The following is a 14,688-nucleotide window of genomic DNA, read 5'->3' as shown; positions in this document are numbered from 1 at the left end:
AGAATGAATTCACAAAGGGAAGGAAAAAGATGGACGAAATCGAAGGTGGAATTCTATCCGCAATCCCGCCTGCAGCATTGACGCTCAATCTGACGCGAGCAGCGATCCGCATGGAGCACTCGCAAACCTGGAGGATCGACAAATCCAACCCGGTCGACGATCTCATCATCTGCCTCGAAGGCCGCGGCCACTACCTGATCGACGGCCAGCCATGCGTCATGGAGCCGGGCGATGCGATGCTGATCAGCGGCGGCCAACGCTTCGTTGGCTGGAACGAGGGACGCGAGACATATATCGGCGTGGCGCAGCACTTTACCCTCGACATCTATGGTCGCCACAACCTGATCGCGCAGATGAACCTGAGACCGAAGCTGCAACTGAGCCGTTGGTCGTTTCTCGAGCCGATCGCCCGCCACTATCGCCAGAGCGCGCCGCCCTCCTCCGTCTCGCTCGGTCAACATCACCTTTTCATGGTCCTGCTCATCGCCTTCATCGAGGATGCCTTTCTCGGCTGGCGCGACCATGCCACCTATCAGCCAGAGGGAGCGGATGCGATCGATCTTGCGGTAATGAAGGCAGCAACGATGATCTCGGCCCATCCGCTCGATCCCGAGATTGCCGCAAAGGCGGTCGACACCTCTCCCTACAACGCCGATTATTTCCTGCGCGAGTTCCAGAAGCGAGTGGGCCGCACGCCGCGCAAGTACCAGGAGCTCAAGCGCATGGAGCGCGCCATGCATTTTCTGGAGGGTGGGCTTTCGGTTGCCGCCGCGGCTGCGGAAGTCGGCTATGCCGACCCCTATTATTTCTCGCGCATGTTCAAGCGCACGCTTGGCCTCAGCCCCCGCGGGCATATGAACAAGGTTCACCAGAGCCGACACGGCGGCTTGCTGCAGCTGGACGAGCCGGAACAGGAAATCCGTCTTGCCACGGCCCGCGCAATGCAGAAGCAACGGGTGTAGAACGATCTATGGTCGCATCGACTTCGCAATTTCAAAACAGCAAGTGCGGATGGGGGCATAGCAAACTGTCCCAGGGCCTGCCGTGGGACGCGACCTTCGTCAGGTTTCCGGCATCTTGAATTCCACGAGCGCACTGCGATTGACCTCGATCCCGAGACCAGGCCCGTCCGGAATGGCGACCACGCCGTTGACGGCTTCGAGTGGCGTCTTCAACACTGCCTGACGGAACGGGTTTTCCGTGCGATCGAACTCCATGATCGGCTCGACCGGATTGGCGCGGACCGGATCAGGCACCATCGCCGCCATGAATTGCAGGGCGGCGGCGATCTGCACGCCCGTTCCCCAGACATGCGGCACGATACGAACGCCATGAAGCGTCGCAAGGCTCGCAATCTTCTGTGCCTCGGAAAAGCCGCCGCAGCCGCAAAGGTCCGGCTGGAGAATGTCAACCGCGCGGTTCTCGAGCGCGGACCACATGCCGTAGCGCGTATGCCAGGTCTCGCCGCCGGCGACCGGAATGGGCTGACCAACACGGACATCCCGGTAGGCGGAGAGCTGCTCGGGCACGACCGGCTCTTCGAACCAGTCGACGTCGTATTCCGCCGCCGCCTTTCCGAGCCGGATGGCTTCGGTGACTGTGTAGCCATGGTTGGCGTCGATCATCAGCCGCATGTCGGCGCCTATCGCCTCGCGCACTGCGCGTATGACGCCCAGGTCCTCGTCGACGCCGAAGCCGATCTTGATCTTGCAGGCGTGGAACCCCTGTGCGCGTCGCTCCGCCATCTCATTGGCGTTGTCGGATATCCGGTCGACGCTGTCGCGCTTGAAGCTACCGGTCGCATAGGCGCGCACGCTTTCGCGCCAGCGACCGCCAAGAAGCACGGAGACCGAGGCACCATAGTGCTTGCCCTTGATGTCCCAGAGCGCAATGTCGATGCCCGACAGCGCGGTGATGGTCAGACCGCGTTGTCCCTGATCACGCAGTGCGTTGTAGAGCACCGCCCAGATCTTCTCGGTCTGTCGCGGGTCCTGACCGATCAGCCAGCTGGAATAGGCTGCGACCACCGCCGCATTGGGCCTGGCCGGGCCGAGACATTCGCCCCAACCGGTCGTTCCGTCATCGCATTCGATCTCCACCAGGACATGGGCGCGCCGGTCAAAGCGCATGGAGGCGCTTTCGAACGGCGTGCCGAGCCGATGCTCCAGGAGATGCGTGCGAACGGCGGTGATCTTCATCGAGTTCCTCCGGGTGCGGCGTGTCAGGCCTTGCGCTTGTGTGCACCGATGAGATTGTCGAGCATCAGGAGCTCCTCATCGGTCAGATCTACAAGCGGCGCGCGCACCGGGCCGGCATCGAAGCCCTGCAGCCGAACACCCGCCTTGATTGCCGAGACGGCGTAGCCTTTGACCCGATTGCGGATCGCCATGAACGGGTAGAAGAAATCCAGCAGAATGCGCTCGCAGGTGGGGCGGTCGCCGGCGCGAAGTGCGACGTAAAACTCGTTGGCAAGGCCCGGCACGAAGTTGAACACCGCCGACGAATAGGTGGTCACGCCGGCACCGAGATAGGCCTCGGCGAAGATCTCGGCCGTGGGCATGCCGCCCAGATACATCAGGCGATCACCCATCTTTGCGGTGACCTGGCGCAGCAGGCCTATGTCGCCCGTGCCGTCCTTGAAGCCGATCAGGTTCGGGCATTCGTCGCAAAGCCGGGCAAGCGTATCGACCTGCAGCACCGAGTTGTCACGGTTATAGACCATGACGCCGATGCCCACCGCCTGGCAGACCTTCTTGATATGAGCATAGAGACCGTCCTGCGGCGCGTCGATCAGGTAGTGCGGCAAAAGCAGGATGCCATCTGCACCGACCTTCTCGACCGAGCGGGCGATATCGACGGCGATATCGGTGCCATAGCCACAACCCGACACGATAGCTGTTTCGCCTGCCGCTTCCTTGGCCGCCGCCACCACGCCCGGGATTTCATCAGGCTTCAGCGAGAAGAATTCCCCGGTCCCCCCTGCCGCGAAAAGCACCGGAGCCTTATAGCCGGCAAGCCATTCGACGTGGGCCTTGTAGCTCTCAGGTGCAAAGCGCCCTTCAGCGTCGAAATGCGTGACCGGGAAGGAGAGAAGGCCGGAGCCGAGTGCAGCCTTGATTTGTTCAGGATTCATGGATGTTTTCCTCTGTGCGTGCTTCAGATGCACACTTAGCCACACATACTACATCTGTCAATAAGTTATCATACAAGTTATATGATAACTATAGTGAGTAGGCGATCAGCGCGCCAGCCATCCACCGTCCACGTTGAGAATAGCACCGTGAACGTAGTCCGCTGCTGCCGAAGACAGGAAGACCGCTGCACCGGCGACGTCCTCTGGTCGACCCCATCGATTGGCCGGAATACGCTCGAGGATGGCCTTGTTGCGGCCGGCGTCGGCACGAAGTGCTTCAGTGTTGTTGGTTTCGATATAGCCGGGCGCGACCGCGTTGACATTGATGCCCTTGGCCGCCCATTCATTTGCAAGCAGCTTGGTGAGGCCGGCGACGCCGTGTTTCGCCGCTGTGTAGGACGGGACGCGGATCCCGCCCTGGAACGAAAGCAGCGATGCAATATTGACCACTTTTCCCAGGCGACCTTTGGCCAGCAACTCCTTTGCGAACGCCTGGGTCGTGAAGAAGAGTGCCTTCAGGTTTACATCCATCACCGCATCCCAGTCGTCCTCGGTAAAGTCGACCGCGTCAGCGCGCCGAATGATGCCGGCGTTGTTGACCAGGATGTCGATACCCTGATCCTGGAATATGTCTCGCGCGGCCATGGGATCGGCAAAATCGAGGGAAAGGCCACCAGCCTTGCCACCGGCCTTGGTGATCAGATCCAGCGTCTCGTCGGGCGCACGACGCGCAGCGCACAGAACCTCCGCCCCTGCAGCAGCGAGCCCGACGGCAATCGCTTGACCGAGGCCCGTGTTAGAGCCTGTGACCAGAGCTTTGCGTCCTTCAAGCGAAAAGGAATTGCTCATTTGAGATCCTCCGGCTGAATAAAGTCCATGTCTGTGTAGTCGACATTGTCGCCGGCCATGGCCCAGATGAAGGTGTAGGAGCCGATACCCGCGCCGGAATGGATGGACCAGGGCGGAGACAGGGCACCCTCCTCGTTCGAAATGAACAGGTGGCGGGTCTCCTGCGGCTCGCCCATCAGATGGAGTACCCGGGACTTCTCATCCATGCCGAAATAGAGATAGGCCTCCATGCGCCGGTCATGGATATGCGAGGGGATGGTGTTCCAGACGGAGCCGTCCTCCAGTGTCGTGTAACCAAGAACCAGCTGGCAACTCTCCATCACCAGCGGGTGGATGAACTGGTTGATGGTGCGCTTGTTGGAGGTTTCCGACGCGCCCATTTTCACCTCCTTGCTTTCGGAAGCAGTGATAAGGCGCGCCGGCAGGCTGCGGTGGGCGGGGCAGGACGTGATGTAGAAACGGCCACCGCCCGCAAAGGTCACGCTTCCCGTGCCAGCACCGAGATAGAGCACATCGCCGCGGTTCAACGTGTAGACCTGCCCACCGGCCGCCACCGTTCCGGTCTCGCCGATGTTGACGATGCCCATCTCACGACGATCGAGGAATGACGGGGTCTTTGTTTCCTCCACCTTGTCCAGCGCAAGCGGCTTTTCGCCGGGCACTGCCCCTCCGATAACGAAGCGGTCATAGTGCGTGTAGATCAGCCGGATTTCTCCGGTTTTAAACATCTCCTGCGCCAGGAAATGCTTGCGAAGCCCCGACGTATCGAGCGTTTTGGCGTATTCCGGATTAACGGCCTGCCTTGTTTCGACGGTCAGCATTAATTTCCTCCATCATGTTGTAGACTACATATCATATATGTTACCGTTATTGTATGATATGTTTGTCGAGGTCAAGATGTCCGCTGAAGCGACGCGAAAATGTTCGGGGTAAGGCGATCATCGGACCGTGGGCGCGGAGCCACGGCTGGAAAGCCGGCAATTCGTCAGGATCAAACGCACTTCGCTGCGCTCGGGTCGGAGCGCCCAGCAACATCTTTCCTGCTGACGCTGGAAGCCAAAAGACAATGCGGAGACCCATCGGACGCGCATTGCCAGACACACGCAGAAGCCACACCCGAGCGACCCGATGCTCCGTTTTCAGGGTGGCGGCTTCGTCAGCAATCCGATCTTCAAGGAGTAGAGAAATGGCATATGTGCCGCATGGCAAGCATCTGGTTGCGGGCGAATGGCTCGCAACGCAGCCTACGTTCCGCAGCGAACCCGCCCACGGCGATGCCTTCGATTTTTCCGTCGGCACGGTCGATCTGGTGAACAAGGCGGCTGAAGCCGCCGAGGATGCCTTCTGGTCCTATGGCTATTCTTCACGCGAGACACGCGCCGCCTTCCTCGACGCCATTGCCGACGAGATCGAAGCCCGTGGCGCCGAAATTACCGAAATCGGGACTTCGGAGACCGGTTTGCCGGCCGGCCGGCTCGAAGGCGAACGCGGCCGCACGACCGGGCAATTGCGCCTGTTTGCGTCCCACATACGCAAGGGCGAATACCTCGACCGCCGTCATGACGAGGCACTACCGAACCGCACACCCCTGCCCCGGCCCGATATTCGCCTCCTGCAGCGCCCCATCGGTCCCGTCGCCGTCTTCGGCGCGTCCAACTTTCCGCTCGCCTTTTCGACCATGGGCGGCGACACCGCCTCCGCGCTTGCTGCCGGCTGCCCGGTCATCGTCAAGGGTCACTCGGCCCACCCGGGCACCAGCGAAATCGTGGCGGAAGCAGCCGATGCGGCTATCAGGAAACACGGGCTGCACCCGGGCGTGTTCTCGCTGATCCAGGGCGGCCGCCGCGATGTCGGCACGGCGCTCGTCACGCACCCGCTCATCAAGGCGGTCGGCTTTACCGGTTCTCTGGCCGGCGGCCGTGCGCTTTTCGATCTCTGCGTTTCACGCCCCGAACCCATTCCCTTCTTCGGCGAACTCGGTTCGGTGAACCCGATGTTCATCTTGCCGGAAGCGGCGAAGGCCCGCGGCGCCGAGATCGCACGAGGCTGGGCAGGTTCGCTGACGATGGGAGCCGGCCAGTTCTGCACCAATCCCGGCATCGCCGTGATCCTATCCGGCCACGCCGACGCATTCGCCGAGGCGACTCGCGGCGTCCTTGGCGACGTCGGTCCGCAGGTCATGCTGACAAGTGGCATGGCGGAGGCATATCGCGAGGGACGCGTGCGCATCGCAGCGGGTGCCGGTGTTCGCGAGGTCCTTGCCACCTCCTGCGATCTTCGCCACGCCACGCCCTACCTTTTCCGGGTTTGCGCCAAGGACTGGCTCTCCAACCACGCGCTCGCCGAAGAGGTGTTCGGCCCCCTCGGCCTTATCGTTACCGTCGAGACGATCGAGGAGATGCTTGCGGTGGCAAGGAGCTTTGCTGGTCAACTCACTGCCACGCTGCATCTAGATGAGGCCGACACGCCAATGGCGCTCAGACTGCTGCCCATCCTTGAGCGCAAGGCAGGTCGCGTGCTTGCAAACGGCTACCCGACAGGGGTCGAAGTCTGCGACGCCATGGTGCACGGCGGCCCATACCCCGCATCCACCAACTTCGGCGCCACATCCGTCGGGACCCTGTCTATCCGAAGGTTCCTGAGGCCGGTCTCCTATCAGAACATTCCCGAGGCGCTGCAGTGCGAGGACCTCAAATCGAGTTAGCACGGATTGCGCCATTGCCTGGCAATGGCGTATCCACAACCAACAGCGGATGACCGACTCTTGCATCGAATGGCTAAGTGTATGACGAAAGCGACAGCCCAAGATACAGCGCCCCTGCAAACCACGACGCTGGTGGTCAAGGTTGCGGATGCGCTTCGCGTCCGCATTTCCAAGGGGCACCACAGGCCAGGCGACCGGCTGCCCTCAGAAGCCCAACTGACGCAAGAGTTCGGAGTGAGCCGCACGGTGGTGCGCGAGGCGATCGCGGCCCTTCGTTCCGATGGGCTGGTGGAACCGCGCCAGGGCGCAGGCGTCTTTGTTCTTGATCCTGCCCTGGCCGAACGCCGTCCATTTCAGAATGTAGACCTCGCCCGCGTGTCGTCGCTGATCGAGATGCTCGAACTGCGTACGGCCGTGGAAGGCGATGCCGCCGGCCTTGCCGCGCTGCGGCGCTCCCCAGGGCAGGAGGAAAAGATCGTGGAGGCGCTCGATGCCTTCCGCACAAGTTCGGCCGAGGGCCGGCCCAGCGCCGAGGCCGATTTCGCCTTCCACCTCGCAATTGCCCAGGCGACCAATAATCCCCGGTTCGGCGAATTCCTGCAAATGCTCGGCCCGACGCTCATTCCCCGGCGGGCTGTCACCGAGAACGGTGAAGAGACGACACTGCCCCCGGCTGACATCGAGCGGCTCGTCGATGAACACGAAGCGATTCTCATCGCGATTCAGGATGGTGATGAGACGGCGGCTCGCGCCGCGATGCGCGCTCACCTGAAAAACAGCCAGATGCGCTACCGCTCCATGCTGCGAACGCCCCGCTGAGCATCGGCGCAAACATCCTGCACTTGCATTCGGACAGATAACCGATAACATGCCAGACAGGTTCAATGCAGGTGCAGCAGAAATGGAAGCCGAGAACAATCACGCCAGAGGCACGTCGCTGGCCGCGAAGATCAGCACCGACCTGCGTCGCGAGTTGACGGATGGCGTATTCAAACCCGGCGACCGGCTTCCGAGCGAAAGCGCGCTGACCCGTGAGTATTCCGTCAGCCGCACCGTGGTGCGCGAGGCGATCGCCATCCTTCGAGCCGACGGCCTGGTGGAGGCACGCAAGGGTGCGGGCATCTTCGCGCTCGAGACCTCAGAGGGCAAGAAACAGCCATTCAAGGACCTGACCACCGAACGGATTTCTTCGGTGATCGAGCTTCTGGAACTGAGGACGGTCTTCGAGGTGGAATCGGCGGGACTCGCCGCGTCACGCCGTTCCGCAGCACAGATCGAAGCCATTCTCGAGGCACACCATCACGTTGGCGAATGCCTGGCGACTGGCAGCCCTACCCGAGATGCGGATTTCGAGTTGCATCTCGCCATCGCCGAGGCCACGCAAAATCGCCGGTTCCCGGAATTTCTCCAGTTGATCCGATCCGGCATCATCCCGCGCGGCGAACTGCAGGGCTCCGCACCCGGCGCGCGCCCGAAGGACTACAACCTCCACCTTCAGGAGGAACACGGCCTGATCGTCGATGCCATCATCGAGGGCAATGCCGAGACAGCACGCGAGCGGATGCGCGCCCATCTTCGCGGCAGTCTTGATCGCTACAAGATCCTGCTGCGTTCACGCACCTTGTCGCCGGAAGATATAAACCTGTCCTAGCTTGTCATACAGATGTAAGTACATGTATGCTGATGATGTCACACATCATCAGCGAGGCCTCCATGTCCCTTCCCGTCTTTCCCGCAACCCCGACCGACACCGGCATCACCCGGCAAGTGTTGTCCCACTCACCAGAGATCATGGTCGTGTCCTTCCGCTTCGAAAGCGGTGCCCAAGGCCGCCTGCATAGCCATCCGCACGTGCAATCCACCTATGTCGCACGCGGCCGCTTTCGCTTTTTCCGCGATGGCGTTCCTTATGAGTTGAAGGCCGGCGATAGTCTCGTCATTCCCGGAAACACCGAACACGGCTGCCAATGCCTTGAGGCAGGAGAGCTTATCGACTGCTTCACGCCAAGGCGGGATGACTTCCTCTGAGCGGAATGGCTTGACAGCACCAACAACCTGTGACAGGTTTTCTTAAGTTGTCATACAGGATAGGAGCCTGTACCGCCTCACCGTCTGGCGAATGACAAACGGAGGAATTATGTCACATCGTCGCATACGCTTCTACGGCGCGGCCGGGCAGGTCGGGACCATTGCGGTCACCCTGCTCGGCCTGCTGCTCCTGACTTTTTTCATCGGCCGGCTGATGCCCGCCGATCCCGTGCGCGCCATCGTTGGCGAGGATGCGACCCGTGAGACCTATGAGCAGGTGTACCGCTCGCTGGGCCTTGATCGTCCGCTTTGGGAACAGTTCTTCTATTACCTCGGCGACGTCTTCACGGGCAACTTCGGAACCTCCATCCGGACCGGCCGACCGGTTATCCAGGACATCCTGCATGTCATGCCGGCGACCATAGAACTCGCCACCTTCGCCATCCTTATCGGCGCCGGCCTCGGCGTGCCGCTCGGTGTCTTCGCCGCCGTCAACAAGGACCGCTGGCCAGACCATGTCGTGCGTGTCTTCAGCCTTTTCGGCCATTCGATGCCGATTTTCTGGACGGGCATGATCGCCCTCATCGTCTTCTATGCTCATCTCGGGCTGGTCGGCGGAAGCGGACGTATGGACCAGTTCTACATTGGTCTCGTGGAGGAACGCACCGGTTTCCTGCTGATCGACAGCCTGATCGCCGGTGAAATGGATGTGTTCTGGTCGGCGGTGAACCACATCATCCTGCCGGCAGCCCTGCTTGGCTATTCCTCTTCCGCCTACATCACCCGTATGACCCGAAGCTTCATGCTCGATCAGCTTGGCCAGGAGTACGTCACGACGGCCAGAGTGAAGGGGTTGTCGCGAAATCAGACGATATGGCAGCACGCCTTCATCAACATCCGTGTTCAGCTCGTGACCATCATCGCGCTCGCCTACGGATCGCTGCTCGAAGGCGCCGTCCTGATCGAGACCGTCTTTGCCTGGCCGGGGTTTGGCCAGTACCTCACCAACAATCTCATTACCGGCGACATGAATGCCGTGATGACCTGCGTGCTGATCGTCGGCGTCATCTTCATCGGGCTCAATCTTCTGTCCGATGTTCTTTATCGTATCTTCGATCCAAGGACACGCTGATGTCTACCCGCACCGCATCCACCTTCCGCCTGCCGGCGCCATTGCTTGCGTTGAAGAACATCGTGCTGTTTCTCCTGAAGAGCCCGACGTCAGCCTTCGGCCTCGCCGTGCTGACGCTGCTCATCCTGGTTGCCGCCTTCGCGCCGCTGATTGCCACGCACGATCCCTATGCGCAGGATCTTGCCCTGACGCTGCAGGCGCCGGGCAACGGGCACCTCTTCGGTACCGACGAGCTTGGCCGCGACATCTTCAGCCGCCTTGTCTGGGGCGCTCGCATCACGCTGACGATCATCTTCCTGGTGTCGATCGTCGTCGGGCCGATCGGCCTCATCATCGGCACGACCGCCGGCTATCTCGGCGGCAAGGTCGATACGGTGATGATGCGAATCACCGACATTTTCCTGTCGTTTCCGGGGCTCATTCTCTCGCTCGCCTTCGTCGCTGCGCTGGGTCCAAGTCTCAACAACGCCATCATCGCCATCGCGCTCACCTCCTGGCCGCCGATCGCACGACTGGCGCGGGCAGAGGCAATGACCTTCCGAAAGGCGGACTATATCTCCGCTGCCAGGCTGCAGGGGGCATCGCCGGCGCGCATCATCGTCAAGTCGATCATGCCCATGTGCCTGCCTTCCGTCCTCATCCGCCTGACCCTCAACATGGCGACCGTCATCCTCACGGCTGCCGGCCTGGGCTTCCTGGGCCTCGGAGCCCAGCCGCCGCTGCCAGAATGGGGCGCCATGATCGCGACCGGTCGCCGGTACATGCTGGACAGTTGGTGGCTTGTCACCTTTCCGGGCATCTCAATCCTCTCTGTCAGCCTCGCTTTCAACCTGCTCGGCGATGGACTGCGCGATGCACTCGACCCCAAGCAGATGAACCGGAGATAACCGCGATGGAAAAGCCCATTCTCGAGGTCGACAATCTCCGTATCCGCTACGGCGGCGCATCGACCGAAGCCGTACGTGGGGTCTCCTTCACACTTGGCCGGGAACGGCTGGGTATCGTCGGTGAATCCGGCTCCGGCAAGTCGACCGTCGGTCGTGCCCTGCTGCGTCTTCTGCCAGGCGCCACGATCACCGCCGACAAGCTGCGCTTTGGAGACCTCGATCTCCTGACGCTTTCGGAACGAGAAATGCTGAAAGTCCGCGGCCGGCGCATGTCGATGATCCTTCAGGATCCAAAATTCTCGCTCAACCCGATCCGGCGCGTCGGCGACCAGGTGGCCGAGACCTATCTACGCCACTTCAAGTGCTCGAAGGCAGAGGCGCGTGACAAGGCGCTGACCATGCTGGAGGCAGTCAAGATCCGTGACCCGAAACGGGTCTATGACCAGTACCCTCATGAAATATCCGGTGGCATGGGCCAGCGTGTGATGATCGCCATGATGCTTTTGGCCGACCCGGACCTGGTTATCGCAGATGAGCCCACCTCCGCGCTCGACGTGACGGTCCGGCTTCAGGTGTTGAACATCCTCGACAGCCTGGTGCGCGACCGCGGCATCGGCCTGATCATGATCAGTCACGACCTGAACCTCGTGCGCAATTTCTGCGACCGCGTTCTCATCATGTATGCCGGCCGCGTTGTCGAAACGCTCGCCGCCCGCGATCTCGACAGGGCTGAACACCCCTATACGCGCGGCCTGTTGGCGGCCCAACCGCGGATCGGTGGCGGGCGTGCGCCCCTCGCCGTGCTCGACCGCCAACCCGAATGGCTGGAGGAGAAAGCCTGATGTCCGTTTCCGTCGAAACTCGCGATGTGTCGATCACCTTCGGCGCAGGCCCTGCCGCAGTCAGGGTCCTGCCGAGCGTCAGCTTTTCCGTCGCCCCCGGCGAATGTTTCGGGCTCGTCGGCGAAAGCGGCTCGGGCAAGTCCACGGTTTTGCGCTGCATCTCGATGCTGACCGATATCTGGACGGGCGACATTCTCATCAACGGCAAGTCGGTTCGCGAGATGCCGCTGATCGAGCGCTGCCGCACGCTTCAGATGGTGTTCCAGGATCCCTATGGCTCGCTGCACCCGCGCCAGTCAGTGCGCACCGTGCTCAACGAACCCTTGGTGATCCATCGTCTCGGCGACCGAGAGGAGCGCATGCGCAAGGCGATCACCGATGTCGGCCTGCCCGTTTCGTTCCTCGATCGCTTTCCGCACCAGCTTTCCGGTGGCCAACGGCAGCGGGTGGCCATCGCCCGGGCGTTGATCCTCGAGCCTTCGCTCCTGCTTCTCGACGAGCCGACGTCAGCACTCGATGTGTCAGTGCAGGCTGAAATCCTTAACCTGCTCCAGCGTCTGCGCGAAGAGCGCGGCTTCACCTACATCATGGTGACGCACGATCTGGCCGTGGTCGACCACATGTGCGACCGGTTCGCGGTCATGCTGCACGGGGAGATCACCGAAGTGCTGCCACGCGAAGCGATCCCCGTAAACGGCGCTACCCACCCTTACGCACGGGAACTTATCGGCGCTTCGCTTGAATACGAAAGCGCACATTGATCGACCTCACGCCGTTTCAGCTCCAATAATCCCGACAAGGCGCCCTTGAAGCTCAAGGGCGCCTTTTGACGTCGGGGGCGATCCAGCGGAACTTTCACTGATGCGGGAAGTCATCGGACGCGTTCACGTGTGCTGCAACCTTGTCGCTATCAGCAAGGCTGAGACCTCCGCGCACGGCCGGATCCGGCAGCCCTCCCCTAACCACAAACGAAGGCTATCACTGGTGTCTGCGCCGTAGTGCCTTGCGACGAAATCTTGCAAGCCGTCTGCCTTTAATGCGTTGCGGATCCCTTTGATCAGAACGCTCGACTGCGCGGGACTGTGCCCCAGCACGATGTGCGCACAAACTCAAAGTCCTCTCGGCGTAGCGCGCACCGATTGGCCCGCCTTCAGCGTCTGTCCTACTCAGGTCGACCTGTCGCACGTGGACAGAGTGACGCCCAACGTGCATTCGGCGCGCCGTTCATTGCCCCCTGGGGATTGGACGTGATCCCAGAGACCCGCGGGCAACGGCGCTCCTTGCACATGCTCGCTCTCGCTCATCACGGCAGAGATCCATGTTTTCGCGTTTGCCGATGAGGTGCCGGTTCGGGTCGCCGACGCGGTTCTGGTCCGACGAACGTGAAAAAGGCACGTGTTGCCACGCGCCTTTTTCCGAACTCGCCGAGAAAAACAGAAAGGATCAGCGCTCCTTGGCAACACCCTCGAAGCGGGAAAGCCAGGGGCTGACGATCATTCCCTTCACATCGCTACGGAACGCGGCCGTATCGACCACCTCCGAGAATGGCTGGATCGACATGACGATCTCGTCCATGTAGGCCTGCACGCCTTCATAGAGCTTGGCCTGTTTGGCTGGGTCGCGCTCGACCAGTGCTTCCTCGATCAGCTTGTTCAGTTTTTCGTCGTAGAAGCTGGTGCGCCAGCTCTGGTAGTTCGTCAGCTTCGCATCGTCGGAGTTATCGGGATTATAGGCGATGGAACGCAGGTTGTTGTCCGGATGCGGTTGTTGACCGCCGCCGCCGCGACCAAGCAGAAGTTCGAAGTTTCGTTCGCGCATGGCGCCGTAGATCTGGTCGCCAGAACCGCTGATGAGCTCGGCCTCGATCCCCGCCTGCGCCAGCGTATTCTGGATGGCGGTCGCCGCCTTCATGAACGGGTCTTCTGAGAGAACCCGGAGCGTGGTCTTGAAACCGTCGGGGTAGCCGGCTTCGGCGAGCAGGGTCTTGGCCTTCGCCACGTCCAGCTTGTAGCCTTGATCCACCAGTGCGCCGATAACGCCGGTCGACAGCGGCCGCTGATGCAACTTGCCGTAATAGGGCATGACGGCCTTGTCGAGGCCCTCGTAGTCGATGAGGTAGCGCAGCGCCTCGCGTACCTTCTTGTTGGCGAAGCGTTCGTCTTTCATCGAGACGCTCAGATAGTAGAATCCCGAACCCGGCGTCGACGCGATGGTAATCGCCTTGTCGGCCTCCAGTGACTTGAGATCCGGAGCCTGGAGGGAATAGGCAACGTCTATGTCGCCTTTTTCCAGCAGCAGCCGCTGGGACTGGGATTCCGGCAGATGTCGCATCAGAACGCGCTTCATCGCGGCCTTTTCGCCCCAATAGTCGTCGTTGCGGGTCAGGATGATGTATTCGTTCGACTTCCATTGGGTGAGCGTGAAAGGACCGGAGCCCGCCGAATTCAGCGTCAACCATGCTGCGCCGAGATCGCCGTCCTTCTCGTTCTCGAGCGCCGTCTTGCTGTCGAGAATGGAGCCGGGACCGTTCTGCGCGAGGATCATCAAGAGCAGGTTCGGGTCATCGGGCTTCGCCAGGTTGATCACGAAGGTGTGGTCGTCTTCGGCAACGAAAGCCTTGTCGGCATCCTCAAGCGTGAAACCACGGGTCTTGAGGAAGGACGACTGCGCCAGGTTGCGGGCGAGAAGACGCTTCAGGCTCCAGGCCACATCGCCGGCGGTGACGGGATTGCCGGAGGCAAATTTCGCATCGCCACGCAGGTGAAACCGGATCGACTTGCGATCGTCGGCAATTTCCCAGCGCTCGGCAAGCCGCGGTTGGACGCTACGATCCTGCGGCGAAAGGACGACCAGCGTGTCGTAGATGTTGTTGAGCACCTGCACGGTCTCGCGGCCGGTGATGGCGGCGGGGTCGAGCGTCAGAATGTTGCTCATGGTCGTGGCGACGACCAGCTGGTCGGCCGGTGTCTCGGCCAGCACGCCGATCGGCGCGGCCGTGGCGAGAAGCGCGCCAAGCGCGGCTGTTACAAGAAAGTGTCTCATGTTTCCTCCTTTGACGGCCATCCCTTTCGGATTTCGGCCTACCAGTTTCACGACCCGCCCGCCTGCTCCTC

Annotated in this window: 14 protein-coding genes; 9 read left to right on the top strand and 5 right to left on the bottom strand. The window is 61.3% G+C overall.

Annotated elements, in window-relative coordinates; translation table 11 throughout:
* The first annotated feature begins 29 nt into the window (after positions 1 to 29).
* On the top strand, positions 30 to 962 hold the full coding sequence (locus HT585_RS29740) for a helix-turn-helix transcriptional regulator (RefSeq protein ID WP_176356391.1): 933 nt from the start codon (positions 30 to 32) through the stop codon (positions 960 to 962).
* Between the two features lie 99 nt (positions 963 to 1,061).
* Here the strand turns inward: HT585_RS29740 and HT585_RS29735 are convergent, their stop codons facing one another.
* From HT585_RS29735 to kduI, 4 genes are all read right to left on the bottom strand, one after another.
* Positions 1,062 to 2,198 (bottom strand): mandelate racemase/muconate lactonizing enzyme family protein, encoded by a 1,137-nt coding sequence (locus tag HT585_RS29735; protein WP_176356390.1) that lies wholly within the window; start codon positions 2,196 to 2,198, stop codon positions 1,062 to 1,064.
* 23 nt (positions 2,199 to 2,221) lie between these two features.
* Positions 2,222 to 3,133 carry a 5-dehydro-4-deoxyglucarate dehydratase gene (kdgD, locus tag HT585_RS29730; RefSeq protein WP_176356389.1) on the bottom strand — a complete coding sequence of 304 codons (912 nt, stop codon included), beginning with the start codon at positions 3,131 to 3,133 and terminating at the stop codon, positions 2,222 to 2,224.
* 105 nt (positions 3,134 to 3,238) lie between these two features.
* Positions 3,239 to 3,982, bottom strand: a complete 744-nt coding sequence (gene kduD / locus HT585_RS29725; RefSeq protein WP_176356388.1) for a 2-dehydro-3-deoxy-D-gluconate 5-dehydrogenase KduD — start codon at positions 3,980 to 3,982, stop codon at positions 3,239 to 3,241.
* Positions 3,979 to 4,803, bottom strand: a complete 825-nt coding sequence (gene kduI, locus HT585_RS29720; RefSeq protein ID WP_176356387.1) for a 5-dehydro-4-deoxy-D-glucuronate isomerase — start codon at positions 4,801 to 4,803, stop codon at positions 3,979 to 3,981. Before kduI ends, kduD begins: the two co-directional genes overlap by 4 nt.
* Positions 4,804 to 5,168: 365 nt before the next feature.
* Here kduI and HT585_RS29715 point away from each other — a divergent pair, with 365 nt between their 5' ends.
* The 8 genes from HT585_RS29715 (at position 5,169) to HT585_RS29680 (ending at position 12,336) form a co-directional block, all read left to right on the top strand.
* Positions 5,169 to 6,686, top strand: coding sequence for an aldehyde dehydrogenase (NADP(+)) (locus HT585_RS29715; protein ID WP_176356386.1), 1,518 nt, complete (start codon positions 5,169 to 5,171; stop codon positions 6,684 to 6,686).
* Between the two features lie 81 nt (positions 6,687 to 6,767).
* Positions 6,768 to 7,505: a FadR/GntR family transcriptional regulator gene (locus HT585_RS29710; RefSeq protein ID WP_176356385.1), complete on the top strand. Its 738-nt coding sequence runs from the start codon at positions 6,768 to 6,770 to the stop codon at positions 7,503 to 7,505.
* Between the two features lie 82 nt (positions 7,506 to 7,587).
* Positions 7,588 to 8,337 (top strand): FadR/GntR family transcriptional regulator, encoded by a 750-nt coding sequence (locus HT585_RS29705; RefSeq protein WP_176356414.1) that lies wholly within the window; start codon positions 7,588 to 7,590, stop codon positions 8,335 to 8,337.
* A 62-nt stretch (positions 8,338 to 8,399) separates the two neighbouring features.
* Positions 8,400 to 8,714, top strand: a complete 315-nt coding sequence (locus tag HT585_RS29700; RefSeq protein ID WP_176356384.1) for a cupin domain-containing protein — start codon at positions 8,400 to 8,402, stop codon at positions 8,712 to 8,714.
* A 109-nt stretch (positions 8,715 to 8,823) separates the two neighbouring features.
* Positions 8,824 to 9,846, top strand: a complete 1,023-nt coding sequence (locus tag HT585_RS29695; protein ID WP_176356383.1) for an ABC transporter permease — start codon at positions 8,824 to 8,826, stop codon at positions 9,844 to 9,846.
* Positions 9,846 to 10,733, top strand: coding sequence for an ABC transporter permease (locus HT585_RS29690; protein ID WP_176356382.1), 888 nt, complete (start codon positions 9,846 to 9,848; stop codon positions 10,731 to 10,733). The genes HT585_RS29695 and HT585_RS29690 overlap by 1 nt, the downstream gene beginning before the upstream one ends.
* Before the next feature lie 5 nt (positions 10,734 to 10,738).
* On the top strand, positions 10,739 to 11,575 hold the full coding sequence (locus HT585_RS29685) for an ABC transporter ATP-binding protein (RefSeq protein WP_176356381.1): 837 nt from the start codon (positions 10,739 to 10,741) through the stop codon (positions 11,573 to 11,575).
* Positions 11,575 to 12,336 (top strand): ABC transporter ATP-binding protein, encoded by a 762-nt coding sequence (locus HT585_RS29680; RefSeq protein ID WP_176356380.1) that lies wholly within the window; start codon positions 11,575 to 11,577, stop codon positions 12,334 to 12,336. Before HT585_RS29685 ends, HT585_RS29680 begins: the two co-directional genes overlap by 1 nt.
* Before the next feature lie 682 nt (positions 12,337 to 13,018).
* Here the strand turns inward: HT585_RS29680 and HT585_RS29675 are convergent.
* The gene (locus HT585_RS29675; RefSeq protein ID WP_176356379.1) at positions 13,019 to 14,617 is read right to left on the bottom strand and encodes an ABC transporter substrate-binding protein; all 1,599 of its coding nucleotides are present in this window, start codon (positions 14,615 to 14,617) and stop codon (positions 13,019 to 13,021) included.
* Positions 14,618 to 14,688 lie beyond the last annotated feature (71 nt).

This window comes from Ensifer oleiphilus, from assembly GCF_013371465.1.
GTDB lineage: Bacteria > Pseudomonadota > Alphaproteobacteria > Rhizobiales > Rhizobiaceae > Ensifer > Ensifer oleiphilus.
This window is presented reverse-complemented; position numbering and strand designations above follow the sequence as displayed.